This window comes from Croceicoccus gelatinilyticus, assembly GCF_018398395.1.
GTDB lineage: Bacteria > Pseudomonadota > Alphaproteobacteria > Sphingomonadales > Sphingomonadaceae > Croceicoccus > Croceicoccus gelatinilyticus.
Genome location: NZ_JAHCBF010000006.1, coordinates 214,983 through 240,365, shown reverse-complemented (window position 1 = coordinate 240,365; position 25,383 = coordinate 214,983). Strand labels below are relative to the sequence as shown.

Genomic DNA, 25,383 nt, shown 5'->3' with positions numbered 1-25,383 from the left:
CGGGAAAAACGGGGGCAAGGGATGTATAGCGACGAGGATCTCAATTCGGCAGTAGCGGCAGGGGCCATCTCTGCCGATGCCGCAAAGGCGCTTCGCGCGCATGTCGCCGACCTTCGCCAGATCGCCCACGGTGACGAGGAAAGCTTCCGGCTTCTCACCAGTTTCAACGACATCTTCGTAACCGTCGCCGCCGTGATCCTGCTGATCGCGGTGGGGACTCTTGGCACGCTCATCTTTGAACCGCTCGGCGCGCTGTTCGTTGGCGCGGCAGCATGGGGGCTTGGCGAATACTTCGCCCTGCGTCGCCGGATGGCTTTGCCCTCGGTAGTCTTGACCATAGCCTTCATCGGTGCGGTCGTGGCGCTTCCGGCATTCCTTGCCGACCTTGCGCTTCCCCATGGCCCTGCCGAAGCTTGGGGCGTCATCGTGGGTGGGTTGTTGGCAACGGGGGCAGCCTGGCTTCACTGGAGACGCTTCAAGGTGCCCATCGCGATTGCTGCCGGTGCGGCTTCGGCGGTGCTGCTCGTCGTAATTGCCGTGATGGCGATTACCACGGGTTACAACGGCCGCCCCGAAGAGGCCGTCATGCTGCCGGTGATCACGATCGGCGGCCTCGTCGTTTTTGGATTTGCCATGTGGTGGGACATGCAGGACCCGCAGCGCACGACGCGGCGCAGCGATGTCGCCTTCTGGCTGCACCTGCTCGCCGCACCGCTGATCGCGCATCCCTTGTTCACGTGGTTCGGGGTTTTCGACGGCGCCGCGCTTGGTCCGGCCGGTGCGATCGCGATCCTTGTCATCTACGTGGCGCTGGGCTGCGTCGCGCTGGCCATCGACAGGCGCGCTCTGCTGGTTTCGGCGCTCGCTTATGTGCTGGCGGCTGTGGGTGAACTAATCGAGAGTTTCGGCGCGGTCGAAGCAGGATTTGCCGTCACGATGCTGGTCATCGGTTCGGCCCTGCTGCTGCTGTCGGCTGCATGGTCGCAGATTCGCGCAGCTGTCGTGTCACTGCTTCCCGCCAGCCTCGCGGCCAAGCTTCCGCCGGTGGAAACCGCGCCTAGTCCTCTACCAGCTTGAGGAGACGACGTTCGATCGGGGCGAGGACCCCGGCCAGTTCGTGCCCGCGCTTCAGGACCTGCCCGGCCTCGCCGTAAAGCGTGTACATGCCCTGCTTCTGGCGGAGCGAGGGGCGCTTTTCGATACGCACTTCGGGCCGCTCCGCCGTGCGGCGGAAGGCGGCGAAGTGCGCTGCGTCCTTTTCGAAATCCATCGCGTAGTCGCGCCACTGTCCGGCGGCGACCATTCGGCCATAAAGATCGAGAATACGGGTCAATTCATCACGGTCGAAGCCAACCTGCTGCGGCTGTCCGCGCATCGGTTGAAGCGGAAGCGATACGACGTTGTTCATTCAAAATGGCCCCAGCTTGCGGCAGCCATCATGCGCCGGTCGTCCCGTCGCTGTCCTGACGTGCGGCGATGCGCGCAGGCTCGGGACTATCCTCGCGAAGGCGCTCAAGCTCGTTCTTCAGCATCGCGATCTGCGCCTCCAGGTCGTCCAGACGCGGCGAAGGCTCACACGGGTCCTTGCACGGCGTACCGTAGGGCATGAATTCGCGCTGATAGGTCTCTGCCGACACCAGCGTCGAACGCGCCTTTACGCCGACCATCGTCGCACCGTCGGGCACGTCCTCGGTCACGACCGCTGCCGCGCCGATACGGGCCCGCTTGCCAATGGTAACAGGGCCAAGGATCTGTGCGCCCGATCCGATGATCGAACCGTCCTCAAGCGTCGGGTGACGTTTGCCGGCAATGCCGTTGGTGGGGTTGGTGCCGCCCAGCGTGACGCACTGGTAAATCGTCACATTGTCACCGATTTCCGCCGTTTCGCCGATGACGGTAAAGCCGTGGTCGATGAACAGGTTCTGCCCGATCTTCGCGCCCGGGTGAATGTCGATCGCGGTCAGGAAGCGCGAGAAGTGGTTCACGAAACGCGCGGCAAAGAACATCTCCGCCTCAAAGAACCAATGCGCAATACGGTGCAGGCCAAGCGCGAGCACGCCCGGGTAGAGCAGGATTTCCCAGCGCGAACGCGGTGCCGGATCGCGTTCGCGAACGCTGTCCAGATATGCGGTCAGTTGCTCGAACATAATGCGGATAATCCCATCTCGCCGGACGAATGGCAAGTTTTCGCCCTTTTCAGAACAGGTCAGTCTGTTCCGGACCGTCGCCCCGCCCGGCCAGTCTTTCCAGCGCTTCGCGCCAGATCGCCTGCCGTGCCGGGACCTTTCGCTCAAGGCTCAGGCGGTCGATTTCGGCCACCAGCGCCTCTACCGCGGCGAAGCTACGCTCTACCCGCGGTACGAGGTAGGTGGTGGCCCCTTCCTCCAATGCAAGACCGCGCTGTGCGGCATGTGCTTCGATCAGGCGGGCAAGCATGTCGTCGTCAGGCGCATCGATCGACAGGTGAAGCGCCGCGCCAAGCCGCGATCCGAGGTCGGGCAGCGTGATCTTCCATTCCGAAGGGACCGGCCTTCCGATCAGCAGCAGCGGCCGCCCGCTTTCCTGTGCGCGGTTCCAGGCGTGGAACAGTTCGTCCTCCGCCATGTCCTCTGCATCGTCGATGGCCGTGCCGATCCCGCCGAACCAGCGCGCAAGCAGCGATTTGCCCGAACGCGGCGGGCCGGACAGGATTGCGGTGCGAAACGGCCAGTGCGACGCATCCTCGCAGGCGCGCAGCACGCTTTCGTTGGCGTTGCCGACAACGATCGTCTGCTCGCGCAGGACGCCGGTCAGCGGCAGGACGATCTGGACGGGGCGGGCCATGCCCTGACCTTAACGGCTGATGCGAAGCGCGTCCGCGCCCTGCGTGACTTGCCAGCCACGCGCACGAAGCGCCCCGGCCAGCGCCGAGATGTCGCCCGAATAGGCCACCTGCAGCACCGAAGTACCGCCGATCGCGAGGCTGGACGTCGTCGAACCCGTCACGCCCGGCGTCGCGTTCAGCGCGCGCAGGGCCGCATCGAACGAGGCCGGATCGGGCGTCGCGATCTGCACCGCGATGCTGATGCCTTGCGGCTGTGCAGTCTGCAGCGGGGCAGGCGTGTCGTCGGCAGGAGTCTGGGCAGCAGGCGTGTCGCCCGCGTCGTCACCGTCCAGAGCGCCAGTTAGCGCGGCCAGCAGCTCGGGATCGATCGTATCCTGCTCGACGTCGAGCGTTTTGTCCGCACCCAACTTTCCTTCGTTAAAGGCGCCAGTGTAGATCGAGTCCATCCGCTTCACGGCCTCTGCCAGCATGCGCGGCAAGTCCTCGTCGCCCTCTGCCGTCATGGTGAACGTGCCAAGGAAGCGATTATCCGCGCCGTAACGAGCCGTAAAAGTCCCTTCGACAGGACCGCCGGGATACTGGCGTTCAAGGCGAGCAACCGGGAAGATCACGTTGGCCGCTCCGAATTCGTCAAGGATCGTGCGCCACCATGCGCGGCTGCGCCGACCCATCTGGCCTGCGGTCAGCAAAAGCGATTCGCCGCCGCCGCCATTGGGGCGCACGTAATCGATCGGGCTTTCGGAATCGCGGTGTTCCGCCCAAGCGCGCTGCCACGGCGTGCGCATTTCATAAAGCTGTCCGACGCCGCCCTGGTAGACGATCGGGATCACGAGCTGCGGCGCGGACCGTGCCCGGCTGCTGGCAGTGCCGAACGTTTCGCCGGTGCGGGCGCGGTCGAAGATCACGCCCAGCGTGGCAACATAGCGGCGCGGGCCGATCTGTTCGCGTTCGACCACGACCGCCGAAACCATCGATTGCAGGCGCGAATCGGAAAGCTCGGGCGCTTCCTCACCATCGTGCGTGCGGGCATAGAGAACTTCCCAAGCCTTGCGCTGCGCCTCGCGCCAGCCCTTCTCACGGGCTTCTGCCGCGGTCTTGCCGGTGACGTTCACCTCGATCCCGCCAACCTCGAAATCGCCAGTGTTGGCGAGCGGTGCGATGCCGCGTTCCCCTTCGACCTGCGCGACCAGCCGCCAACCGGCGAAAACCGCCAGAATCAGTGCGATGGCGACAATCGCCACGCGCCAGCGCGATGCGCGAACGCCCGAAAGGGCAGCGTTTGCGGGAAGGGAAAAGGCCATGGACGAAGGAGCGTCAGCCGCGAAGTTCGAAAGCGGGAAAAACCATCACGAGCCTCTTTGCCGAAATGGCCGTGGAAATCCAAGCGGGAAAGCGATAATCGCCCCCCAAGCCACGAGAGATTGCATGACCGACACCCCCGAACAGAACGACGAATCGTACACTTACGCCAAGGCCGGCGTCTCCATCGCTGCGGGCAACGCGCTGGTGAAGGCCATCGGTCCGCTGGCCAAGAGCACCGCCCGCCCCGGCGCGACGAGTGAGCTTGGCGGCTTTGGCGGGTTCTTCGATCCGAAGGCCGCAGGGTACAAGGACCCGCTGCTTGTCGCCGCGAATGACGGTGTGGGCACCAAGGTCAAGCTGGCGATCGATCACGACCGGCACGACAATATCGGCATCGACCTTGTCGCCATGTGCGTGAACGACCTGATCGTGCAGGGCGCGGAACCGCTGTTCTTCCTCGACTATTTCGCGACCGGAAAGCTTGAGACTGGCATTGCAGAGCGAGTCGTTGCCGGCATCGCCGAAGGCTGCAAGATCGCGGGCTGCGCGCTGATCGGCGGCGAGACGGCAGAAATGCCCGGCATGTACGCCGATGGCGACTATGACCTTGCCGGCTTCTGCGTCGGCGCGGTTGAGCGGGGCGAACAGCTGACCGGCGACAAGGTGGCCGAAGGCGACGTGTTGCTCGGCCTGTCGTCTTCGGGCGTGCACTCCAACGGCTTTTCGCTGGTCCGCAGGCTGGCGGCGGACAAGGGCTGGAAGCTCGACCGCCCTGCCCTCTTCGACAACGAGACCTTGCTGATCGACGCTCTGATCGCGCCGACCCGCATCTACGTGAAGCCGTTGCTGAAGCCAATCCGCGAAGGGCGCATCCATGCGCTGGCCCACATCACCGGCGGCGGCCTTCTCGAAAACGTTCCGCGCGTTCTTCCCGAAGGGCTCCACGCGCATATAGACGTCGGCGGCTGGGTCCAGCCGCGCCTGATGGCGTTCCTGCAGGCGCAGGGGAACATCGAGCCGGAAGAGATGGCCCGCACCTTCAACTGCGGCATCGGCATGGTGCTGGCGGTCGCGGCGGACGAGGTCGAGAGCCTGAAGGCCGATCTCGAGGCCGAGGGTGAGGAAGTCCACGTCATCGGTGCGATCCGCGCCGGCGACAAGGGCTGCACCGTGGCGGGCCGCGAAGGCGAATGGGCCGCGCGTGAGAACTGGAGCGCGACGCACCTCGGATAATCAGGAGGGGGCCGGGGCTAACGCGAAGGACTGGGCCCCGGCTCAGTCCTCTTTCGCTTCGGCCGGGACGCCGTCGATGTCCTCGCCCAGCGTGTCGCGCAGGTATAATTCTCGCACGCCAACGTAAGTGACGATCAGTAGCGCGCCTGCAAAGAATACGCCGTAGATGCCGAACACGGCCCCTGCGCCAAGAATCACGAACAACGTTAGCGCTGGCGGGATGTTCACGACTTGTCGGTTGACGAGCGGAGTGATCATCCACGCCTCGATCACGCGGATCGCGACGAAGGCGACCAGCGTATAAGTCAGCACGTCCCCGCCCTGCGCCGCCGCGATCGCGATGGCGGGCATCATGGCGACGACTGGCCCGACATAGGGCACGAATTCGCTAATCCCGCCCAACAATCCCAGTGCGGCCCATTGCTCGACCCCGGCAAGATACAGGGAGCCGCCGATCAGTATGCCCATTACGGTCATCGAGATCAGTTTCGCCTTGAGCCATAACCTTAGGGCCAGCGCCATTTCATCGAGCGCGCGGCCCATAGTGCCCCGCCCGCCATGCGGCGTCAGCATGATGATTGCGCGGCGATAGGGCCCGGGATTGGCGGCGATGAACATGCCGCCGACCAGGACGATCAGGAAATTCAGCAGGACTTCGCCGGTACCGGTGATGAGCAGGCCCAGCCGGTCCGCAATGGCACTGCCGCCAACGGCTGCGCGCACGGCCTTCACGACCGCGGCACCCACCGGATTGCCGCCCACCGCCCTTTCGATGGCGGCGACCGTTTCAGGCAGGTTGTCGATCAGCCCCGCCACCTGCACTCCGAACTGGACGGTCAGCAAGTAGCCCATGAGCCCGACTATCGCGAGGCACAGGACGATGCCGATGCCCAGCGCCACGTCCTTGTTGCGCAGGCCCGCTTTTTGCAGCAGGTCCCCTGCGCTCTGGAACACGACGGCGGCAAGGATCGCGCCGAACACCAGCAGCAGCAGGTCTGCCGCGCGCCACGCGACGATCAGGACCGCCGCGATGGCGATCGTGTAAGCAAGTCGACGCAAGTAGGGCGCGTCTTCCGGACGGGGGCGGAAAGGCGCGCTCATCAGGCCATTGCCTGCCAGCGCACCGGCGCGTAGGGACTGCGGCTTCGTCGGTTGGGGAATGCGATCATCTTCGTCTCAACCCCTGATACCGCCACCCTGTTCCACACCGGCAAGGGCCAGCCTGCGATGATGCCTCAAACTGCCAGCCATCCCCGCGCGAAGGTTGCCGTCCTGATTTCGGGCACCGGATCGAACATGGCCGCGCTGCTTTATGCCAGCCGCCGCGACGATTGCCCCTATGAAATCGTGCTTGTCGCATCGAACGATCCCGAGGCAAAGGGCCTGCGGCTGGCCGAGGCCGAAGGCGTTGCCACTTTCGCCCTGCCGCACAAGGGCATGAAGCGCGCCGAACACGACGCGGCAATGGAAGAACAGGTGCTGGCATCGGGCGCGGAATATATCGCGCTGGCCGGTTACATGCGGATCCTCAGCCCCGAATTCGTCTCGCGGTGGGAGGGGCGGATGCTCAATATCCATCCCTCGCTGCTGCCGAAGTACAAGGGGCTCGACACTCATGCCCGCGCGATCGAGGCAGGCGACAGCCACGCGGGCTGCTCGGTCCATCTCGTGACGGCGGAACTCGACGACGGGCCGGTCCTGGGCCAGACGCCGGTCGCGATCATGCCCGGCGACACGCCCGATACGCTGGCAGGCCGCGTGCTCTATGCCGAACACCAGCTCTATTCGCGAATGCTGGAGGAACTGGTCTCGCGCCCTTATCGCGCCGACTGGCTGCTGGAGAAAGTGTCCGAACTCGCGCTGTCCTTGCCCGAGGCCGAGCCGCGCGAAAGCCACGGCGCGCCCGGCTGGCACACCGGCGGCAAGAGCGGAAAGTTTTTCGCCCATTTCAACGACCAGCATCACGGCGAGCCGCATGTCGCGGTTCTTGTGAAGACCGACGGGCCCGACGAACTGGCAGCCCTGGTCGAGCGTGATCCCGATGTCTGGTTCCGTCCCGCCTATTACGGGGCAAGCGGATGGGCGGGCCTCATCCTCAACCGCCCGGGCGTGGACTGGGATCACGTGCGTTCGTGGCTTGAACGCAGCTGGCGCAGCGTTGCGCCCAAGCGCCTGACCAGCCTGATCGACGCGGCCGAGCAGTTCTGATCGGCCGCGCCAAACACTGATCGCTCAGGCCGCAGTCTTTTCCCGCGCGATCAGCGCCGCGACTTCATCTAGAAGCCGCAAACGTTCTTTCTTCAGATCTTCGGCGCGTTCGTCCGACGCTGCCTCGACCTCCGCCTCGATGCGGTGGATGTCGCGATTGACCGTGTGATAGCGCACCGAAAGGTTCGCGAAGTGCGCATTGTGCAGCTTCAGCTTGTGCAGGATGTCATGATCATCGGGAAACTCTGCGGCGAGCTCATGCGGGGTGTTCGACATCGGTCCTCCATCCATCAAGTGTTGATGTCAGGATGATGCGCCGATGGCCGCCTGCGCTCCTTGCGCGGGATCAAACAGGCTGCGAAAAAAAGTGATTGGCGAAAAATCGCCTCAGCCGATTTCCTCGATCTTGCAGGTCATTTCCGCTTCGCCAGGCGGCGTGAACATCGCGTCGTCGCCCTTGGTGAACAGCGTCGCGGTTTCACCGTCCCAAGCGCCTTCGTATTTCGCACCCGATCCGCTGGGGACTTGCACCAGCGCCAGTGAACGGTCGAGCCACTGAAGGAAGACGACGCCCGGATCGGCCTGGATGAAGGTGGCCGAGATGCCGAAGTCGACGCCGTCGCAAGCAAGCGATAGCGGACCGTTGGAGATGCCCTTATCGTCCTCTTGCCGGCTGTCGTAAAAACCCTGCCTGATTTCGTGGATACGCTGGGCATAGCTGGTCGTCACGCATTGCAGCTTGTCGGTCGCCTTCCAGCAATCGTCGCGCCCTCCGATCCAGTCGCGCTGCATCGCGGTCAACTCCTGCAGCCGTTCTTCCGAGGCGTAAGTGCCGGTCTCGGCCAGCGAGTACACGCGCTGCAGCTCGTTATCCATGCGCGCCAGCATCGGCGTTTCGCAAATAAGGTCGGTAACCTCGACATCGGACATGGTGCAGTCGAAACTGGGCGAAGTCGGCGTATCTACCGGCGCCGCGGCGACAGGGGCGTCATCGCCGGTGTCGGCTGCGTCCTGTGTCTCAGCGCCACAAGCAGCCAGCGCCAGTGCGGCAATCGGGGTGAACCTCAGAAAATTCATCGTGTCCTCCTACCCGGCGATTATGCGGCCCTGGCGGCGAGCCAGCGCAGCGCACCGTAATTGATGAGGATCCCCATCACGCACAGCAGCGTCACCAGTATGACCTGCCCGTCCGGCACATATGGCACCAGCAGGCTCCACGGCAGGGAGAGCAGCATCGCGAAAGTGGAGCGCAAGAGGCCCGACAGGCCAAAGGCAAATGCCTGATCGAACCACGGCGCGGCGCAGGCCAGCAGTCCGACGAGCAAATAGAGCACGGCAAGTCGCGCAATCATGTCAGATCCCCCTCGGGCACGAATGGTCGCGATTTGTGCGAATCATGCAAGAAAAAAGGCCGCCCCCGCGATGGGGACGGCCCTTTTTGTCAGGAAAACCTGTTTGCCGTGGCGATCAGCCGACGATTTCTTCCGGCTTGAAGAAGAATTCGATCTCGATCTTGGCATTTTCTTCGCTGTCCGAACCGTGGACGGTGTTCTCGCCGATCGACAGGGCATAGGCCTTGCGGATCGTGCCTTCGTCGGCGTCGGCCGGGTTGGTGGCGCCCATCACGTCACGGTTGCGCTTCACGGCGTCTTCGCCCTCGAGGACCTGCACGACGACGGGTTCGCTCATCATGAAGTCGCACAGTTCGCCGAAGAAGGGACGTTCGGAGTGAACGGCGTAGAAGCCTTCAGCCTGCTCGCGGGTCATGTGGATGCGCTTGGAAGCGACGACGCGAAGGCCGGCTTCTTCCAGCATCTTGGTGACGGCGCCGGTCAGGTTGCGACGGGTGGCGTCGGGCTTGATGATCGAAAAGGTGCGGGTAACCGCCATGGTCTTGATCCTCGGTATGGATAAAATTGAAACAGGAAAATCGTGCGCGAAGGCGCGTTGCGCGCGCCCCTAGCGCCGCTGGGCGCGCGGCACAACCCTTCGCGGGGGTCAGGTGGGGTCTAGAGACCGCGCCCGGCGGTCAGTTGCACGGTCGTCGGGCTGGCGCCCCCATTGGCCACGACGTTGAATTCGCGCCCGTCTGCGGTCTTTCCCGACACGATCTTCAGCGCGCCGGTCGAAACCTCGGTCTCGATCTCGTAGCCCGCGGCCTTGGCCTTGTCCTTGTACCAGCCGACGATCTTTTCAGGCGCATCGCTGCTTTCCATCGACACGAGCGCACCTGCCGCATCGCCCATCCCGACGTTCGAGGCGCTGGTGACCTTGGCGCCCGGATAGACCGCAAGGCCATCGGGCAGGTCGGGCTTCAGGTTCGCGCCGGTGTCGACGGTGACTTCGCCGTCCTCGCCATTGAGGCGCACGTTCGTCTGGTCGCCGTTCTCGGAAATCTCGTAAGCAACCTCGCCATCCTCGGTCTGCATCGTTCCTTCACGCTCCGACCCGCAGGCGGAAAGGGCAAGGACGGCAGCAGGGGCAAGCAGAACGGTGGCAAGACGCATCGGGTTCTCCAGAATGGGAAGGTTCAGGGCCCTTCGACCCAGCGGCCATCGGCCTGCTTCCAGTAACGCCGCTCGACGTTATCGCGCTCTCCCAAAGCACGCCATGCCCCGCGTGCGCCGTCGATGGTGCTTGCGTCGAAGAACAGGAACGCCCGGTCGAATTCCAGCGCATCGTCGCGCCAGATTCCGTCGGCGAGCGCGACAAGCCGCGCACCGTTCAGCGGGACCGTCATTTCAGGGGAGAGCAGCACGGGCTGCATGTCCGCGCCGGGCTGCCCGGTCTCGCCATTGGCGAGGAAACCGGGCGTCGCCCACATGGCGTCGGAAAGCGCGGTGCGGGCCGCTTCGTCCTCGCAGACGACGAGCATGCGCTGCCCGCCCTGCAAGGCCTTCCCCGCGATCAGCACCAGCGCTTGCGGCGCGGGATCGCGGGTCAGGTGATAGAAGTCGACGCGCACCGGCTAGCTGCTTCAGGCTTCGGAAGTGTCCCGGATGAAGCGGTCGAGCACGCGCACGCCGAAACCCGTCGCGCCCTTGTCCCAGGTGGCACCGGCCTTGTCGGCCCATGCCATGCCCGCGATGTCGAGGTGCGCCCAGGGGGTGCCATCCTCGATGAAGCGCTGCAGGAACTGCGCCGCAGTGATCGAACCGCCCCAGCGCGGGCCGACGTTCTTCATGTCGGCGATCTGGCTGTCGATCAGCTTGTCGTAAGCCGGCGACAGCGGGAAACGCCACAGCTTGTCACCGCTGGTCTGGCCCGCCTTGTACAGCGCGTTTGCCAGATCGTCGTCGTTCGAGAACATGCCGGCGTTTTCATGGCCGAGAGCAACGACCATCGCGCCCGTCAGCGTGGCGAGATCGACGATGCGTTCCGGCTTGAACGTCTGCTGCACCCAGGTCAGCGCGTCACACAGGACAAGGCGCCCCTCGGCGTCGGTGTTGATGACCTCGATCGTCTGACCCGACATCGAGGTCACGACGTCACCGGGGCGCTGCGCGTTGCCGTCGGGCATGTTTTCGGCAAGGCCGCAGATGCCCACGACGTTCGCCTTGGCCTTGCGGCTGGCAAGCGCCAGCATGGCGCCGGCCACGGCGCCAGCGCCGCCCATGTCCCACTTCATGTCTTCCATGCCGCCGGCCGGCTTGATCGAGATACCGCCGGTGTCGAACGTCACGCCCTTGCCCACGAACGCGGTCGGCTTGTCGCTGCCGCCGCCGTTCCAGTGCATGGCAAGGATGCGACTGGGGCGGGCAGAGCCCTGGCCGACGCCCAGCAGAGCGCCCATGCCCAGCTTTTCCATCTCGGCAACGTCGAGCACGGTGATCTCGACGCCGGTGCCTTCAAGACGCGCCTTGCAGCGGGCGACGAAGCTCTCGGGGTAGATGATGTTGCCCGGTTCCGAGACGAGCTCGCGGGTGAATTCGACGCCGAGCGCGAGGGCAGCGGCATCGTCCCATGCCGCTTCGCTGCCTTCGGGCGCGTTGACGGCAATCACTTCCTTCAGGGTCGGCTTTTGCTCGTCCTTGAGGCGGGTGCGATAAGTATCGATGCGCCATGCACGCAGGCGTGCGCCCATAAGGACGGCGGCGGCACCTTCGGCGTCGAGACCGCTATCGGCGAAATCGATGGCAATCGCGCCTTCACCCGAAGTGATGAACTTTGCGGTGAGGCCTGCGCCTGCCTTTTCCAGATTGGCGAGACGTTCGGCCGAAGTCGGCTGGCCAGCGCCCGAAAGCGCGATGCGGCGGACCTTGCCGTCGACTTCTGCAAAACCGTCGAACTGCTGGCCGGGCTTGCCCGAAAAGCGCGAGGCGGATGCGCCTTCGGTCACGGTTGCGGGCAGGCCTGCGGGCATCGCGTCCTGATCGACAATCCTGGCGACGACGCGGACTTCTGCGGGCAGTTCGGAGGCGAAACGGATGTTCATGGAGGCTCCTGCTTTGTCTTTTTATCGAGAGCAGCGAATGGGAGGGACGCGCCGAGCGGGGGTCACGGCGCGGGATATGCCGCTCTATCGGCGTTGCAGTTAGGCATGAGCGGTGCAATAGGCAAGCCATGCCGCCCGGATCGCAGAGTGCCCAGATGACCGTTCCGACTGCCGATTCGGAATCCGCCAACTCGCTGCGCAGCGCGATTTTCCCGCGCCGCCATGGCCTGTTCGCGGCCAGTGCGCTGACCGTAGTGGCCATGCTCACCGCGCCTGCTCATGCACAGGAAGTGGGCGAAGACACTGCTCGCGAGCCCGACTATTTCTGGACCGGCGGTGAAAACCCCGAACCCGATCCTGCCCCGCCCTTCCGCATCGAGGAAGCGGACGAAGCGGGCGCGATCGCATTCGAGGCTAACGAACTCGGCTATGAAAACGGCACCGAGACGGTCATCGCCAGTGGCGACGTTGTCCTACGCCGCGGCAACCAGCAACTGGAAGCCAACGAGATTCGCTGGGACCGTACCAGCGGGCTGATCGTGGCGAGCGGCAACGTTCGCCTGCGCGACGAAGCCGCGAACACGATCTACACCGACCGGCTTGAGCTGACCGACGAACTGCGTGCCGGGGCGATGGAGAACCTGCTGCTCGTCCTCGACGAAGGTGCCCGGCTGGCCGCGCGCGAAGGCACGCGGAACGAGGACGGGACCGTCCGCCTCGATTACGCCGCCTATAGCCCGTGCCGTGTCACGACGCCCGATGGCTGCCCGCGTGATCCCAGCTGGCGCATCGTTGCCAAGCAGGTGAATTTCGATCCCGACAGCCAGACGGTGAAGTTCAAGGGCGCGAAGCTGGAACTGTTCGGCGCGCCGATCCTGCCGCTGATGGGCATTACCATCCGCACCGACGGACAGCCGGTTTCCGGTCTCAAGACACCGAACCTGCGTTTTTCGGAATCGAATGGCGTCGAGGTTATCGGCGAATACTATTGGCGCCTTGCCCCGAACCGCGAAGTCACGCTGGGTGCCAGTGTCTATTCCGACGTCGCCCCGATGTTGTCGGCCAGCTATGCGGCGCTGACGGAAGACGGGGCCTATCAGGTCACCGGCTATGCGACGAACAGTTCGCGCATTCCCATCGGCGGCGATGCCAGCGACATCCTGCCGGGCGCCGAAGAATCGGTGCGCGGTTATTTCGACGCCAACGGGCGCTTTCAACTGGACGAAAACTGGTCCGTGACCGGATCGGTCCGCCTTGCCAGCGACCGCACGTTCCTGCGCCGCTATGACATCAGCCGCGATGATCGCTTGCGTTCGATGATCAATGTCGAGCGGATCGACGACGACAGCTACCTCTCCATCGCGGGTTGGGCGACGCAGACGCTGCGCACGGGCGAGGAACAGGGGCTGGTGCCTTTCGCCATGCCGCTGATCGACTATCGCCGCCGCCTGTCCGATCCGGTGCTGGGCGGAAAAGTGATGCTGCAGGCCAATTCCCTGATGCTGGAACGCAGCGACGGTCAGGACACGCAGCGTGCCTTCACCAGCGCGGAATGGAGCCTGCGCAAGCTGACCGGCATGGGTCAGGAAGTGACGTTTACCGCGCTGGCACGCGTCGATGTCTATCATACGGACGAAACCGCTCTCACCAGTGTCGATTTCTATCGCGGCAGAGAGGGGTGGGAGACCCGCGCCATGGCGATCGGTGCGGTTGACGTGAAATGGCCGCTGGTCGGCGGCGTATTCGGCGGGACGCAAGTCCTGACCCCGCGCGTGCAATTCGTTGCCAGCCCCGCGATCCGCAATCTCGCCATTCCGAACGAGGATGCCCGCGCGGTCGACCTTGAAGATTCCAACCTCTTCGCGCTGAACCGCTTCCCCGGATACGACCGGGTCGAGGACGGTGCACGCGTCACGTACGGCTTCGACTGGCGCTGGACCGCGCCGGGCTGGCGCATCAAGACAACGCTGGGCCAGTCCTATCGCCTGTCGGACCAGTCAGACATCCTGCCCGACGGCACCGGCCTGACTTCGCGTACCTCCGACGTCGTGGGCCGAAGCGAGGTGCGTTTCCGCGATTTCGTGTCGTTCACCCACCGCTTCCGGCTGGACAAGGATAACCTGGCCGTCCGCCGCAACGAATTCGACGTCGCGGTTGGCAGCCGCAAGACGTACATCGAGGCAGGTTACCTGCGCCTCGACCGCAATATCCCCGACACGCTGGAAGACCTGGGCGACCGCGAAGAGCTTCGCGTTGCGGGCCGTGTCGCCTTTGCCAATTACTGGTCGCTGTTCGGATCGACCGTCGTGAACCTTACCGACCGCGAGGAAGATCCCTCGTTCACATCGGACGGTTTCGACCCGCTGCGCACGCGCCTTGGCGTTGCCTATGAAGATGAATGCATGTCCATCGCGCTGACGTGGCGGCGCGACAGCTTCACCACGGGCGATGCGCGCAAGGGTAATACTTTCCTGTTCCGCTTCAGCCTCAAGGGCCTCGGCCTTTAAGGCTTTTCCCCGCCTTGGAGAGGTCTTGTGTTGCCCTTCGAAGGCCATGACCCTAAACGCCTTGGCCGAATACAGGGGCATTTGGCGGCTCATCTATGGTTAAGCCGGGGCAGGCCATTGGCGCAGATTAATGCAAATGTTCGCGCCCGCCGCGCGGCAAAAGGGATGTCAGGTTCTAGACTTATGACCATGGGCAAGACTTCGACCATGAGCGAAACGATCTTCCGTGCGGTTGGCCGCGCGGGTCTGATGCTGGGCGCCGCCGCCATGACGGCCGGCCCGCTGGCTGCACAGACCCCGGCCGCGAACGCCGCCAATGCCGATGATCCGGGCGCCAACGCCAATCTCGATCTGCCCGCCAACCCCGACATTATCGGGGCAGAACCGGTTTCGCAGTTCCGCGGCGCGACCGCGATCGTCAACGGCACGATCATCACCGGCACCGACATCGACCAGCGCCTCGCGCTTGTCCTTGCGGCCAACCAGAACGAGCTTTCGGCAGAAGACCAGCAGCGCCTGCGCGCGCAGGTCCTGCGCAACCTGATCGACGAAACGCTGCAGATCCAGGAAGCGCGCGCTTCGGAACTCGAAGTCTCGAATTCCGAGGTCGAGGCGACCTACAACCGCGTCGCCCAGCAGAACTTCGGCATGACGCCGAGCGATCTGGATGCCTACCTCTACAAGGTGAATTCTTCGCCGATGTCGATGAAGCAGCAGATCCGCGGCGAACTGTCGTGGCAGCGCATCCTGCGCCGGAACATCGCGCCATTCATCAACGTTTCCGAAGAGGAAGTGAATGAACGTCTGGAGCGTTTGAAGGCCGATCGCGGCACCGAGGAATATCGCCTTGGCGAGATTTTCCTCTCGGCTACGAGCGAGACCAAGCCCGAAGTTCAGCGTCAGGCCCAGCAGATTATGGAGCAGCTGCGCGAAGGCGGCAGCTTCGTTGCTTATGCCCGCCAGTTCAGCCAGGCCTCGACCGCAGCGGTCGGCGGCGACCTTGGCTGGGTGCGTCTGGCCCAGCTTCCGCCCGAACTCGCCGAAGCGGCTTCGCAGATGCAGGCCGGCCAGCTTGTCGGCCCGGTCGAGCTGCGCGGCGGTTATTCGCTGCTCTACCTCATCGACACCCGCAAGGTCCTGATGGCCGACAAGGGCGAAACAGTGCTGAGCCTCAAGCAGATCTCGATCAGCTTCCCCGAAGGCATGTCGGCGGACGCCGCGTCACAGCGCGCGAACGAATTTGCACAGGCCGTCCAGCAGATCGACGGTTGCGGCGCGGCTGAAAGCGGCGCCGCTGCCATCGGCGCGCAAGTCGTGTCGAACGACAACTTGCGCGTGAAGGACCTGCCGCCGCAGCTTCAGGAAACGCTGCTCGCGCTGCCGCAGGGCGGTATCACGCAGCCTTTCGGCTCCGCTGCTGAAGGCGTGCGCGTCCTGATGGTTTGTGGTCGCACCGATCCGGCCATGGCCGGCGGCCCGACGTTCGATGAACTTATGGCGCAGATCGAGGATGAGCGTATCAACAAGCGCGCCCAGATCTATCTGCGCGACCTGCGCCGCGACGCGGTCATCGACTACAACTAAGAGGCTTGGGGGCGGACCCGATGACGCGCGTCCGCCCTCCCCTCGTCGCCTCGCTTGGCGATCCGGCGGGCGTCGGCCCCGAACTATTTCTGAAATCCTGGACCGCGCGCGAGGAGGAACGCCTCGCGCCTTTCGCGGTCGTGGGCAGCCTCTCGCTGATGCAGGAAATTGCGGACAACGTGCCGCTGGCTTCGGTGCGCGCGATCGAGAGCCTTGCCGAAGCGGGCGAGGTCTTTGCCGATGCCCTACCCGTTCTGGATATCGGCCCACTGGCCTACACGCCCGGCGCTCCCACTCGCGAAGGCGCTGAGGTCGCTCTCGCCTCTCTGACCCGCGCGACGGAACTGGCCATTACCGGTGAGGCGTCGGCGCTCGTGACCGGGCCGATCGCCAAAGCCGAACTTCAGGACGTCGGCTTCGCGCATCCCGGACAGACCGAATTCGTGGCCGCTGCTTGCGACATCGCCGCCGAGGACGCGGTGATGATGCTTGCGGGGCCGTCGCTCAAGGTCGTGCCGATGACCGTGCACGTCTCGCTGGCGAGCGTCCCTGCGCTTCTGACGCAGGACCTGATCGCCAGCCGCATCCGCATCGCGGCAAAGGCGCTGGCGCGCGACTTCGGATTCACAAAGGCGCGCATCGCGGTCGCGGGCCTTAACCCCCATGCCGGAGAACAAGGCCGAATGGGTCGCGAGGAGATCGAAGTAATCGCACCTGCCGTAGAGGCGCTACGCGCCGAGGGGCTCGATGTCGTGGGGCCGCTGGCAGGCGACACGATGTTCCACGCCGCGGCGCGGGCGAACTACGACCTCGCTGTCTGCATGTACCACGACCAGGCGCTGATCCCGATCAAGGCGCTGGATTTCGACCGCGGCGTGAACGTGACGCTGGGCCTGCCGATTATCCGCACGTCACCCGACCATGGCACGGCCTTCTCGCTCGCCGGAACGGGTCGCGCCGATGCCGGACCGACGATCGCGGCGCTGCGCATGGCCGCCGAATGCGCCGACCGCCGATCGGAGCAGTCCGCATGAGCCTTCCCCCGATCCGTGAGACGATCCGCCAGTATGGGCTTTCCGCATCGAAGGCGCTGGGACAGAACTTCCTGCTGGACGAGCAGCTTCTGGACCGCATCGCCGCCATTCCGGGCGACCTCAAGGGCCGCAACGTGCTCGAAGTCGGCCCCGGTCCGGGCGGCCTCACGCGGGCGCTGCTTCGCGCAGGTGCCAATGTCACCGCGATCGAGATGGACGAGCGCTGCCTGCCCGCGCTGGCTGAGCTTGACGAACACTTCCCCGGCCAGCTGACCGTGATCCAGGGCGATGCCATGCGTCACGATCCGGCGGACCTGTTCGACGGTCCTTACGCCGTCGTCGCGAACCTGCCGTATAATGTCGGCACCGCGCTCTACACCGGCTGGATGAGCGGGACCGAGTGGCCGCCGCAGTGGTCGTCGCTGACGCTGATGTTCCAATTGGAAGTCGCGCAGCGGATCGTGTCGGAACCGAACACCGGTGCCTATGGCCGGCTTGCCGTGCTGTCGCAGTGGCGCTCTTCCGCCAAGATCGCGATGAAAGTGCATCGCAGCGCCTTCACCCCGCCGCCCAAGGTGATGAGCGCGATCGTCCACGTCACACCCGTCCCCGCTCCACCCGGCGTATCAAGCCCGGTGCTGGAAGCAGTGACAGAGGCCGCGTTCGGCCAGCGTCGCAAGATGCTGCGCCAGAGCCTGAAACGCGTGCCCGGAGCGCTCGATGCGCTGAAGGAACTCGGCATCGACGAGACACGCCGCGCCGAAACGCTGTCAGTGGGTGAATTCGTCTCGATTGCGGAGAGGCTTTCCCCGCGCTGATCGTTAGGCCGGATCGCTGACCAGCTTCACGCAGTGGCCGCGGTTGGTCGGCTCGACCGACAGTTCCGCACCCGCCTGACGCGCGAACGCCTGCATCAATCCGGTGCCCATGCCGCCACCACGGCGCGGCTGTGTTTCCACGATTTCAGGCTGCGCCGGATTGCCGACGCCATCGTCACGCACGGTCACTGACCAGCCCGATCCGTCGCAAGTAAAGCCGATATCGACGCTGCCCGCACGACCTTCGGGAAAGGCATATTTGGCGCAATTGGTTATGGCCTCATTAACGAAGAGACCTAGCGCGACCGCGACCTGACGCGGCAGGACACACGATGCGATGTCGGTTCGCACCGCAACATTGTCGGCAAAGGCGCCTTCACGCACGCGCAGGATCACCTCTTCAAGGTAATCGCGCATCTCCACGCTGCTGCCCTCGCCCTGACTATCCACGAGGTTCGCATAGGCCCGCGCGAACGTGTGCACCCGGCCCGTGGCCTCGCTAAGCGCGGAAATTACGGCTACGTCGTCGGTGCGGCGCTTCTGCAATTCCAGCAGGCTCGCCACCAGCGCAAAGTTGTTCTTCGTGCGGTGTTCAAGCTCCGCCATGAGCAGACCGCGCCTCTCGATCTCGGCATCGCGGGCCTGCGCTGCGGCCTGGACCGCGCGCCGGAATGTCTCGGCCAGCAAGGCAATGATCGCGACGGCAGATGCGTTGATGGCTACGCGGGAAGGATCCGTCGGCACGACGAACCGGAAGCTGCCGACAGACGGCAGGACGAACCACCATGCCCAGAAGAAACTGAAGAGATAGGCGACAAGCCCTGCCCGCCAATGCCCGAACAGCGTTGCGATCAGCACGGTCGGATAGACCAGGGCGAATGGCCCGGACGTCGGCGCGAACAGGTCGAGCACGCTGCGCGTCCCGATCATCGCGAGCGCGCAGGCAAGTCCGAACAGGGATTGCGCACCAAGCTTCGCCGCCGGCGAGGCAAATCCCGCACTGACGTCAAAGGTCGCAAGTCGTTGAAACAATGGTGGTCCCCGAACGAATCGTCGGGGAAGAAACCCCGGGCAATGCCGCACCGTTTAAGCAGCTTGGCTTTACCCGGGGTTTATAGACTAAACCACTTCTAAGCGAATGATTTCATGCGCGCGAAACAATCATGCCATCGCGGCAGCGCGTTCCTTCTTGCGCAGGCGCCATGCGTGAAGCAACGGCTCGGTATAGCCCGAAGGCTGTTCGACACCCTTGAACACGAGGTCCTTGGCCGCCTGGAAGGCCGGACCGTCCTCGTTACCGACAAGCGGTTCGTAGGCTGCATCGCCCGCGTTCTGTTCGTCGACCTTGGCGGCCATGCGGCGCATGGCTTCCATCACCTGTTCCTCGGTAACGACACCGTGGAGCAGCCAGTTCGCCATGTGCTGACTGGAAATGCGCAGCGTGGCGCGGTCTTCCATTAGCCCGACGTCGTTAATGTCCGGCACCTTCGAGCAACCCACACCCTGATCGATCCAGCGCACGACATAGCCCAGAAGCCCTTGCGCATTGTTGTCGAGTTCCTCGCCCAGTTCCTCTTCCGACCAGTTCACGCCGTCTGCCAGCGGCACGGTCAGCAGCTTGTCGAGCGAGGGAATGCCCTCTGCTGCGACTTCCTGCTGGCGGGCGAAGACATCGACCTTGTGATAGTGCAGTGCATGCAGCGTCGCCGCGGTCGGCGAAGGCACCCACGCGGTGTTCGCGCCGGTCATCGGGTGGCCGATCTTTTCGACCAGCATCTGACCCATCTTGTCGGGCGCGGCCCACATGCCCTTGCCGATCTGCGCCTTGCCGGAAAGGCCGTGTTTCAGGCCGATCGCCACGTTGCGCTTTTCATAGGCGGCGATCCAGTCGCTGCCCTTCATAGCGCCTTTACGGATCATCGGGCCGGCCTGCATCGAGGTGTGCATCTCGTCGCCGGTGCGGTCGAGAAAGCCGGTGTTGATGAAGACGATACGGTCGCGAACGGCGTGGATGCAGACGGCAAGGTTCGCGCTGGTGCGGCGTTCCTCGTCCATCACGCCGACCTTGATCGTGTGGCGCGCAAGGCCGAGCAGGTCCTCGACCGCGTCGAACAGGTCGTTGGTGAACTTGCACTCTTCCGGCCCGTGCATCTTGGGCTTCACGATATAGATCGAACCGGTGCGGCTGTTGCTCAGCTTGCCCAGCTTTTCGAGATCGTGGCGGCTGATGGCGCTGGTGATGACCGCGTCCATGATGCCCTCGGGGATCTCGCTGCCATCGGGCAGGAGGATCGCGGGGTTGGTCATCAGGTGGCCGACATTGCGCACGAACAGCAGGCTGCGGCCCGGCAGCGAGGCGGCGGTGCCGTCGGTCGCAGTATAGGCCTTGTCCGCCTCGAGCGAGCGGGTCATCGTCTTGCCGCCCTTCTGGAAGCTGGCCTCCAACGTGCCGCGCATCAGGCCCAGCCAGTTGGTATATGCCTCGCGCTTGTCCTCGGCATCGACGGCTGCGACCGAATCCTCAAGATCGACGATCGTGGTAAGCGCCGCTTCCATGTTGATGTCGGCGATGCCCGCCTTGTCGGTCTTGCCGATGGAATGGTCTGCATCGAACACGACTTCGAGGTGCAGGCCGTTGTGGACGTAGAGATTGCCCTTCTCGGTCGTGCCGACGAACTGCGACGGATCGGCCAGTTCGATCGCGTCACGGCTTTCAAGGTCGGCCCACGAACCATTTGCCAGCGGAACGATGTGGTCGAGCGTCTGGCGGCCCTTGGCGATGACCATCGCGCCGCGCTCTGCATTAAAGCCGCCTGCCGGAACCGGCTCGTCGGTCAGGGCATCTGTGCCGTAGTACGCATCATAAAGGCTGCCCCAGCGCGCATTCGCGGCGTTGAGGACGAAGCGGGCGTTGAGCACGGGAACGACGAGTTGCGGCCCTGCCATCGTCGCGATTTCCGCGTCGACGTTCTCGGTGCCGATTTCAAAGCTGCCCGGTTCTGGGACCAGGTAACCGATCTCGAACAGGAAGGCCTTGTATTCGGCCATATCGATCTTCTTGCCGGCGCGCGCCTTGTGCCATGCGTCGATCTTCGCCTGCAGGTCGTCGCGCTTGGCCAGCAGATCGCGGTTTACCGGCACGTATTTTTCGAGGAGGTCGGCAAAGCCCTGCCAGAATGCGCGGGCATCCATGCCCAGCGGTGCGAGGACATCACTTTCGACAAATTGCGCCAGCGCGGTCTCGACCTTCAGGCCAGCCTTTTCAACGCGTTCAACCATAATTTCCTGCCTCGTCGTTACAATTCGTGTCACGGCCCATCGCGCGCAGGGCTTCATAGCACCATGCACGGTCCGAGGAGGGAGGATTTTCAGATTCGCCGGGGCGGCTCATGCCAACCCCGCGCGGTTATGGCAAGAGATACGATCGTATCGTGCCACGGTTCCTGCCATGCTCCCCGCTGGCAATATGGGCCGCCGATCGCTAGGTAAGTTTCCGATGAAACCGAATATTCCCGATACGACCGAACAGGCCATGCTGGAGCGGGTCGACGCCGCCGCCATGCTGGACCGCACGCTGGAATGGAGCGGCATCCAGTCCGGCACCGGCAATCTCGACGGCCTTGCCCGACAGGCGCAGGCGCTGGCCGATGCCTTCTCCGACCTTCCCGGCGAAGTCCGGCTGGAAGAGCCCGAACCGATCACCGCCATCGGCGCCGACGGCACGGAGATGCCGCTGACCCGCGGCAAGCATCTCGTCGTCTCGGTCCGCCCAAATTCGAACCGCCGCCTTTTACTCACCGGCCATATGGACACCGTCTTTCCCGCCGACACCGATTTCCGCACCGTGCGCGAAGTCGAACCCGGCGTTCTGAACGGCCCCGGCCTCGCCGACATGAAGGGTGGCATCTCGGTCATCCTCGAAGCGCTCAAGATATTCGAGGCCAGCCGAGTAGCAGGCGACATCGGCTATGACGTGATGATCAATTCGGACGAGGAAACCGGCTCTGCCGCCTCGGCCCCGCTGATCGAACGGCTGGCGCGCGGCAAGATGGCGGCGCTGACTTACGAACCCGCGACATTGCCCGACGGTACACTGGCCGGCGCGCGCGGCGGGTCGGGAAATTACAGCCTGATTGTCACGGGCCGCTCTGCCCACGCGGGCCGCAATCCGCAGGACGGGCGAAATGCGATTGTCGCCGCTGCCGATCTGGCGATGCGCTTGAAAGCGCTGACTCATGATGAAATGAGCGTCAATCCGGCCAAGATCGAAGGCGGCAGCGCGAACAACGTCGTGCCCGATCACGCGGTCCTGCGTTTCAACATACGGCCCAAAACCACGCAGGCGGCTCAGCACTTCGACCTCTCGCTCTCGCTGATGCTGGAGGAAGTTGCGGCCGAGCATGACGTGCAGATCCAGCTGCACGGCGGCATTTCCCGCCCGCCCAAGCCGATCGACGACAAAGCCGAAAAGCTGTTCTCCGCCGTGCAGGACTGCTGCGAAGGGCTTGGCCTGCACTATGGCCGCAAGGACACCGGCGGCGTGTGCGACGGCAACAACATCGCGGCCTGCGGCGTGCCCGTGGTCGACACGATGGGCGTTCGTGGCGGCTCGATCCATTCGCCGGACGAGTTCATGATCGTGAAATCGCTTGCCGAACGGGCAAAACTTTCCGCCCTTCTGTTTCACCGGCTTGCGCTCGGTGCCCTCGATGCACGAGAGATCGTTCGATGACTTACGTGATGCGACCGGCCCGCGCCGATGACCTCGAAGCCATGTATGAAATGGCGAAACTCACCGGCGGCGGGTTCACCAACCTGCCCGCCAACCGCCCTGCCCTGCAGGCCAAGCTTCAGCGCAACGAAGCGGCCATCGCCCGCGACAATGACGAAATCGCCGACGACCTGTTCGTCATGGTGCTCGAGGATGCTGAAACGGGCGCCATCCGCGGTACCTGCCAGATCTTCAGCCGCATCGGCGGGTCGTGGCCGTTCTATTCCTACCGCATCACCGGCCACACCGCCTATTCGCGCGAGTTGGACCGCACATTCCGCAACCGCACCCTGCAGCTCGTCACCGACCTTGAAGGGTCCAGCGAAGTTGGCGGCCTGTTCCTGCACCCGTCCGCCCGGGCGGGCGGTCTCGGCCTGCTGCTGGCGCGCAGCCGTTACTTGTTCATCGCCATGCACCGGAAACGGTTTGCCGACAGGCTGCTCGCCGAACTGCGTGGCATTGTTGATGCACATGGCAACTCGCCGTTCTGGGACGGTGTCGCAGGCCGGTTTTTCGGGATGAGCTTCCGCGATGCGGACGAATTCAATGCGCTGAACGGCAACCAGTTCATTGCCGATCTCATGCCCCGCCACCCGATCTATGTCGCGATGATTTCCGAAGAAGCGCGCGAGGCAATCGGCGTGCCTCACGAAAGCGGTCGGCCGGCCATGCGGATGCTGGAGGAAGAGGGCTTCGCCTGGGAAAACTACATCGACATCTTCGACGGCGGCCCGACGATGACCGCGCGCACCGACGCGGTGAAGACGATCGCGAACACCGCGACGGCCACGGTAACGCACAAGGCCCCGGCGCACGGCACCAAGGCGCTGGTCGCCACGGGCCATCTTGGCAGCTTCCGCTGCTGCATGGGTCGCATCGAGGTAAGTGAAGAAGGGTTGATCGCACTCGACCCCGCGACGCGGGAAGCCTTGAAGGTCGCAGACGGCGATCAAGTCTGTTGGGCAGCACGCTGATGGCACTGGTAGAGATCAACTTCGACGGCATCGTCGGGCCGAGCCACAACTATTCGGGGCTTAGCCTCGGAAATCTGGCCGCCACGAAGAACGCTGGCAAGGTCGCCTATCCGCGCGCAGCCGCGCTGCAGGGCGTTGCCAAGATGCGGCACAACATGGCGCTGGGGCTGACGCAGGGGTTCCTGCTGCCTTTGCCGCGTCCCAAGCTGTCGTTCCTCGACGACATGGCTTTCGATGCCGATGCGGACCCTGCGTTGAAGGCGATGGCCTGGTCGGCAAGCTCGATGTGGACGGCCAATGCCGCAACGGTCAGCCCTGCGCCCGATACCTCGGACGGGCGCTGTCATCTGACGGTCGCCAACCTCGTCACGATGCCGCACCGTTCGATCGAATGGCCCGATACGCTGGCGCAGCTTCGCGTGGCGTTTGGCAACGAAGACCATTTCGCAGTGCACGGCCCGATCCCGCCGACGTTCGGCGACGAAGGCGCGGCCAACCATATGCGAATGGGTTCGGCCCATTCCGGCATTTGCGTCGAAATCTTCGTCTATGGCCGCCCCGGCGGTCGCTTCCCCGCGCGCCAGCATGAACAAGCGAGCCGCGCCATCGCGCGCCGTCACGGGCTGGACGATACGCGCACCCTGTTCATCGAACAGTCGCCGGTCGCGATCGAAGCGGGCGCGTTTCACAACGACGTTGTCGCCGTCGCGAACGAGCACGTCCTGTTCTGCCACGAACAGGCCTTCGCCAACCGCGAAGGCGCGCATGCCGCGATCCGCAATGCCGTACCCGGCGCGGAAATCGTCGAGGTTCCGACCAGCGCGGTGAGCCTTGATGAAGCCATCACAAGCTATCTGTTCAACGCGCAGCTGCTGACCCTGCCGACGGGCGAACAGGCGCTGATCGTGCCGACAGAGTGCCGCGACAGCGCGGCCGTCAGCGGCTGGCTCGATGCGATGCTGGCGGGCAACGGGCCGATCCGCAAAGTGCTGTACGTCGATGTACGCCAGTCGATGGCCAACGGTGGCGGCCCTGCATGCCTGCGCCTGCGTGTCGTAGCCGATCCGGCGACGGTGGATCAGCGTTTCCTGCTCGACGAAAGCAAGGCCGAATCGATCGGATCCGTTATCGATCAATACTGGCCTGAAAGCATTGCGCCCGATGAAATCGGCGGCCAGAAACTTGCGGAACAGGTGACGAACGCAAGGGAAAAACTGCTTTCCGTTCTAAATCTTAAGGAACTTGGTTAACGCTTTTGCCTCGGAACTTACGAGGGGTTACTGTTTTATTAACGCAAAGGCCGTCGAGACTTTAAGAAGATTCGAAAGGCCTGACCGGACGCAAGACAAGGAGTGACCCTCGCGTGGCCTCGAAGCTCAAGAAGATCGGACGACTGTTCGTCATCAAGACACGCCTTGAGGTGTTTATGGTGACCTACGCACTCGCCCTTGGTGCTATTGAGCGTGGCACCGCTTACTTGAGCGAATATCCCGGCATCGGCGGCAAACTGCTGTTTCTCGCCTGCACGGGTTCGGTCTTTATGGCCGGCGCGAAGATGCTCGACTGCGTCCGACACGAAAACGCGAAAAAGGACAACGCGGAAGCAGAGGCTGTGCCCGCTGAAAGCTGACGCATTTTGAAGAACTGCTAGCCAGACTGAACAGGGCGCCCCGCAACGGGCGCCCTTCTTTTT

The 25,383-nt window shown here is 64.1% G+C and carries 25 protein-coding genes; 11 read left to right on the top strand and 14 right to left on the bottom strand.

Going from position 1 to position 25,383, the window contains the following annotated elements:
- The first annotated feature begins 21 nt into the window (after positions 1–21).
- Positions 22–1,077 (top strand): DUF2339 domain-containing protein, encoded by a 1,056-nt coding sequence (locus tag KIH45_RS14325; protein ID WP_213176709.1) that lies wholly within the window; start codon positions 22–24, stop codon positions 1,075–1,077.
- Here KIH45_RS14325 and KIH45_RS14320 read toward each other — a convergent pair.
- Genes KIH45_RS14320 through KIH45_RS14305 form a run of 4 tightly spaced genes read right to left on the bottom strand, consistent with a single transcriptional unit; the run spans position 1,058 to position 4,125 of the window.
- Complete coding sequence (locus tag KIH45_RS14320) at positions 1,058–1,408, bottom strand: DUF2794 domain-containing protein (RefSeq protein WP_213176708.1); 351 nt, start codon at positions 1,406–1,408, stop codon at positions 1,058–1,060. The two genes, KIH45_RS14325 and KIH45_RS14320, sit on opposite strands and share 20 nt — an antisense overlap.
- Positions 1,409–1,436: 28 nt before the next feature.
- Positions 1,437–2,147 carry a serine O-acetyltransferase EpsC gene (gene epsC, locus KIH45_RS14315; RefSeq protein ID WP_213176707.1) on the bottom strand — a complete coding sequence of 237 codons (711 nt, stop codon included), beginning with the start codon at positions 2,145–2,147 and terminating at the stop codon, positions 1,437–1,439.
- 49 nt (positions 2,148–2,196) lie between these two features.
- A complete protein-coding gene (locus tag KIH45_RS14310; protein ID WP_213176706.1) occupies positions 2,197–2,823 on the bottom strand; it encodes an HdaA/DnaA family protein in 627 nt (208 codons plus the stop codon).
- Positions 2,824–2,832: 9 nt separating this feature from the next.
- Positions 2,833–4,125 carry a heavy-metal-associated domain-containing protein gene (locus KIH45_RS14305; protein ID WP_225899931.1) on the bottom strand — a complete coding sequence of 431 codons (1,293 nt, stop codon included), beginning with the start codon at positions 4,123–4,125 and terminating at the stop codon, positions 2,833–2,835.
- 124 nt (positions 4,126–4,249) lie between these two features.
- On the opposite strand from KIH45_RS14305, the gene purM reads away from it, so the two are divergent.
- Complete coding sequence (gene purM / locus KIH45_RS14300; RefSeq protein ID WP_213176705.1) at positions 4,250–5,359, top strand: phosphoribosylformylglycinamidine cyclo-ligase; 1,110 nt, start codon at positions 4,250–4,252, stop codon at positions 5,357–5,359.
- Between the two features lie 42 nt (positions 5,360–5,401).
- Here the strand turns inward: purM and KIH45_RS14295 are convergent, their stop codons facing one another.
- The gene (locus KIH45_RS14295; RefSeq protein ID WP_213176704.1) at positions 5,402–6,460 is read right to left on the bottom strand and encodes an AI-2E family transporter; all 1,059 of its coding nucleotides are present in this window, start codon (positions 6,458–6,460) and stop codon (positions 5,402–5,404) included.
- A gap of 129 nt (positions 6,461–6,589) precedes the next feature.
- On the opposite strand from KIH45_RS14295, the gene purN reads away from it, so the two are divergent.
- A complete protein-coding gene (gene purN / locus KIH45_RS14290) occupies positions 6,590–7,567 on the top strand; it encodes a phosphoribosylglycinamide formyltransferase (RefSeq protein ID WP_213176773.1) in 978 nt (325 codons plus the stop codon).
- Between the two features lie 24 nt (positions 7,568–7,591).
- On the opposite strand, the gene KIH45_RS14285 is transcribed toward purN, so the two are convergent.
- From KIH45_RS14285 to KIH45_RS14255, 7 genes are all read right to left on the bottom strand, one after another.
- Positions 7,592–7,843 carry an HP1242/YdcH family protein gene (locus tag KIH45_RS14285; protein WP_213176703.1) on the bottom strand — a complete coding sequence of 84 codons (252 nt, stop codon included), beginning with the start codon at positions 7,841–7,843 and terminating at the stop codon, positions 7,592–7,594.
- A gap of 111 nt (positions 7,844–7,954) precedes the next feature.
- Positions 7,955–8,644, bottom strand: coding sequence for an MliC family protein (locus KIH45_RS14280; RefSeq protein ID WP_213176702.1), 690 nt, complete (start codon positions 8,642–8,644; stop codon positions 7,955–7,957).
- A 20-nt stretch (positions 8,645–8,664) separates the two neighbouring features.
- Positions 8,665–8,919 (bottom strand): hypothetical protein, encoded by a 255-nt coding sequence (locus tag KIH45_RS14275; RefSeq protein ID WP_213176701.1) that lies wholly within the window; start codon positions 8,917–8,919, stop codon positions 8,665–8,667.
- A 115-nt stretch (positions 8,920–9,034) separates the two neighbouring features.
- A complete protein-coding gene (gene ndk / locus KIH45_RS14270; protein ID WP_213176700.1) occupies positions 9,035–9,457 on the bottom strand; it encodes a nucleoside-diphosphate kinase in 423 nt (140 codons plus the stop codon).
- Between the two features lie 119 nt (positions 9,458–9,576).
- On the bottom strand, positions 9,577–10,074 hold the full coding sequence (locus KIH45_RS14265; RefSeq protein ID WP_213176699.1) for a hypothetical protein: 498 nt from the start codon (positions 10,072–10,074) through the stop codon (positions 9,577–9,579).
- A 23-nt stretch (positions 10,075–10,097) separates the two neighbouring features.
- Positions 10,098–10,532 carry a DNA polymerase III subunit chi gene (locus tag KIH45_RS14260; protein WP_213176698.1) on the bottom strand — a complete coding sequence of 145 codons (435 nt, stop codon included), beginning with the start codon at positions 10,530–10,532 and terminating at the stop codon, positions 10,098–10,100.
- Between the two features lie 12 nt (positions 10,533–10,544).
- The gene (locus KIH45_RS14255) at positions 10,545–12,002 is read right to left on the bottom strand and encodes a leucyl aminopeptidase (protein ID WP_213176697.1); all 1,458 of its coding nucleotides are present in this window, start codon (positions 12,000–12,002) and stop codon (positions 10,545–10,547) included.
- Between the two features lie 128 nt (positions 12,003–12,130).
- On the opposite strand from KIH45_RS14255, the gene KIH45_RS14250 reads away from it, so the two are divergent.
- From KIH45_RS14250 to rsmA, 4 genes are all read left to right on the top strand, one after another.
- Positions 12,131–14,509 (top strand): LPS-assembly protein LptD, encoded by a 2,379-nt coding sequence (locus KIH45_RS14250; protein ID WP_225899930.1) that lies wholly within the window; start codon positions 12,131–12,133, stop codon positions 14,507–14,509.
- Positions 14,510–14,716: 207 nt separating this feature from the next.
- Complete coding sequence (locus tag KIH45_RS14245) at positions 14,717–16,093, top strand: peptidylprolyl isomerase (RefSeq protein WP_225899929.1); 1,377 nt, start codon at positions 14,717–14,719, stop codon at positions 16,091–16,093.
- A gap of 20 nt (positions 16,094–16,113) precedes the next feature.
- Positions 16,114–17,127, top strand: coding sequence for a 4-hydroxythreonine-4-phosphate dehydrogenase PdxA (pdxA, locus tag KIH45_RS14240; RefSeq protein ID WP_213176696.1), 1,014 nt, complete (start codon positions 16,114–16,116; stop codon positions 17,125–17,127).
- Positions 17,124–17,945, top strand: coding sequence for a 16S rRNA (adenine(1518)-N(6)/adenine(1519)-N(6))-dimethyltransferase RsmA (gene rsmA, locus KIH45_RS14235; protein WP_213176695.1), 822 nt, complete (start codon positions 17,124–17,126; stop codon positions 17,943–17,945). The genes pdxA and rsmA overlap by 4 nt, the downstream gene beginning before the upstream one ends.
- A gap of 3 nt (positions 17,946–17,948) precedes the next feature.
- Here rsmA and KIH45_RS14230 read toward each other — a convergent pair whose 3' ends face one another.
- Both KIH45_RS14230 and KIH45_RS14225 read right to left on the bottom strand, forming a co-directional pair.
- Complete coding sequence (locus tag KIH45_RS14230) at positions 17,949–19,028, bottom strand: sensor histidine kinase (protein WP_337925491.1); 1,080 nt, start codon at positions 19,026–19,028, stop codon at positions 17,949–17,951.
- 78 nt (positions 19,029–19,106) lie between these two features.
- Positions 19,107–21,224 carry a malate synthase G gene (locus tag KIH45_RS14225; RefSeq protein ID WP_213176693.1) on the bottom strand — a complete coding sequence of 706 codons (2,118 nt, stop codon included), beginning with the start codon at positions 21,222–21,224 and terminating at the stop codon, positions 19,107–19,109.
- A gap of 217 nt (positions 21,225–21,441) precedes the next feature.
- On the opposite strand from KIH45_RS14225, the gene KIH45_RS14220 reads away from it, so the two are divergent.
- The 4 genes from KIH45_RS14220 (at position 21,442) to KIH45_RS14205 (ending at position 25,320) form a co-directional block, all read left to right on the top strand.
- Complete coding sequence (locus KIH45_RS14220) at positions 21,442–22,677, top strand: hydrolase (protein ID WP_213176692.1); 1,236 nt, start codon at positions 21,442–21,444, stop codon at positions 22,675–22,677.
- Positions 22,674–23,690: an arginine N-succinyltransferase gene (locus KIH45_RS14215; protein WP_213176691.1), complete on the top strand. Its 1,017-nt coding sequence runs from the start codon at positions 22,674–22,676 to the stop codon at positions 23,688–23,690. The genes KIH45_RS14220 and KIH45_RS14215 overlap by 4 nt, the downstream gene beginning before the upstream one ends.
- Complete coding sequence (locus tag KIH45_RS14210; RefSeq protein ID WP_213176690.1) at positions 23,690–24,940, top strand: N-succinylarginine dihydrolase; 1,251 nt, start codon at positions 23,690–23,692, stop codon at positions 24,938–24,940. Before KIH45_RS14215 ends, KIH45_RS14210 begins: the two co-directional genes overlap by 1 nt.
- Positions 24,941–25,116: 176 nt before the next feature.
- Positions 25,117–25,320: a hypothetical protein gene (locus KIH45_RS14205; RefSeq protein WP_213176770.1), complete on the top strand. Its 204-nt coding sequence runs from the start codon at positions 25,117–25,119 to the stop codon at positions 25,318–25,320.
- Positions 25,321–25,383 lie beyond the last annotated feature (63 nt).

Bases quoted from the DNA above. Each gene is read 5' to 3' on its own strand.
- KIH45_RS14325 (WP_213176709.1), top strand. From the start codon at position 22: ATGTATAGCGACGAGGATCTCAATTCGGCAGTAGCGGCAGGGGCCATC.
- KIH45_RS14320 (WP_213176708.1), bottom strand. From the start codon at position 1,408: ATGAACAACGTCGTATCGCTTCCGCTTCAACCGATGCGCGGACAGCCG.
- epsC (WP_213176707.1), bottom strand. From the start codon at position 2,147: ATGTTCGAGCAACTGACCGCATATCTGGACAGCGTTCGCGAACGCGAT.
- KIH45_RS14310 (WP_213176706.1), bottom strand. From the start codon at position 2,823: ATGGCCCGCCCCGTCCAGATCGTCCTGCCGCTGACCGGCGTCCTGCGC.
- KIH45_RS14305 (WP_225899931.1), bottom strand. From the start codon at position 4,125: ATGGCCTTTTCCCTTCCCGCAAACGCTGCCCTTTCGGGCGTTCGCGCA.
- purM (WP_213176705.1), top strand. From the start codon at position 4,250: ATGACCGACACCCCCGAACAGAACGACGAATCGTACACTTACGCCAAG.
- KIH45_RS14295 (WP_213176704.1), bottom strand. From the start codon at position 6,460: ATGAGCGCGCCTTTCCGCCCCCGTCCGGAAGACGCGCCCTACTTGCGT.
- purN (WP_213176773.1), top strand. From the start codon at position 6,590: ATGCCTCAAACTGCCAGCCATCCCCGCGCGAAGGTTGCCGTCCTGATT.
- KIH45_RS14285 (WP_213176703.1), bottom strand. From the start codon at position 7,843: ATGTCGAACACCCCGCATGAGCTCGCCGCAGAGTTTCCCGATGATCAT.
- KIH45_RS14280 (WP_213176702.1), bottom strand. From the start codon at position 8,644: ATGAATTTTCTGAGGTTCACCCCGATTGCCGCACTGGCGCTGGCTGCT.
- KIH45_RS14275 (WP_213176701.1), bottom strand. From the start codon at position 8,919: ATGATTGCGCGACTTGCCGTGCTCTATTTGCTCGTCGGACTGCTGGCC.
- ndk (WP_213176700.1), bottom strand. From the start codon at position 9,457: ATGGCGGTTACCCGCACCTTTTCGATCATCAAGCCCGACGCCACCCGT.
- KIH45_RS14265 (WP_213176699.1), bottom strand. From the start codon at position 10,074: ATGCGTCTTGCCACCGTTCTGCTTGCCCCTGCTGCCGTCCTTGCCCTT.
- KIH45_RS14255 (WP_213176697.1), bottom strand. From the start codon at position 12,002: ATGAACATCCGTTTCGCCTCCGAACTGCCCGCAGAAGTCCGCGTCGTC.
- KIH45_RS14250 (WP_225899930.1), top strand. From the start codon at position 12,131: ATGCCGCCCGGATCGCAGAGTGCCCAGATGACCGTTCCGACTGCCGAT.
- KIH45_RS14245 (WP_225899929.1), top strand. From the start codon at position 14,717: ATGAGCGAAACGATCTTCCGTGCGGTTGGCCGCGCGGGTCTGATGCTG.
- pdxA (WP_213176696.1), top strand. From the start codon at position 16,114: ATGACGCGCGTCCGCCCTCCCCTCGTCGCCTCGCTTGGCGATCCGGCG.
- rsmA (WP_213176695.1), top strand. From the start codon at position 17,124: ATGAGCCTTCCCCCGATCCGTGAGACGATCCGCCAGTATGGGCTTTCC.
- KIH45_RS14225 (WP_213176693.1), bottom strand. From the start codon at position 21,224: ATGGTTGAACGCGTTGAAAAGGCTGGCCTGAAGGTCGAGACCGCGCTG.
- KIH45_RS14220 (WP_213176692.1), top strand. From the start codon at position 21,442: ATGAAACCGAATATTCCCGATACGACCGAACAGGCCATGCTGGAGCGG.
- KIH45_RS14215 (WP_213176691.1), top strand. From the start codon at position 22,674: ATGACTTACGTGATGCGACCGGCCCGCGCCGATGACCTCGAAGCCATG.
- KIH45_RS14210 (WP_213176690.1), top strand. From the start codon at position 23,690: ATGGCACTGGTAGAGATCAACTTCGACGGCATCGTCGGGCCGAGCCAC.
- KIH45_RS14205 (WP_213176770.1), top strand. From the start codon at position 25,117: ATGGTGACCTACGCACTCGCCCTTGGTGCTATTGAGCGTGGCACCGCT.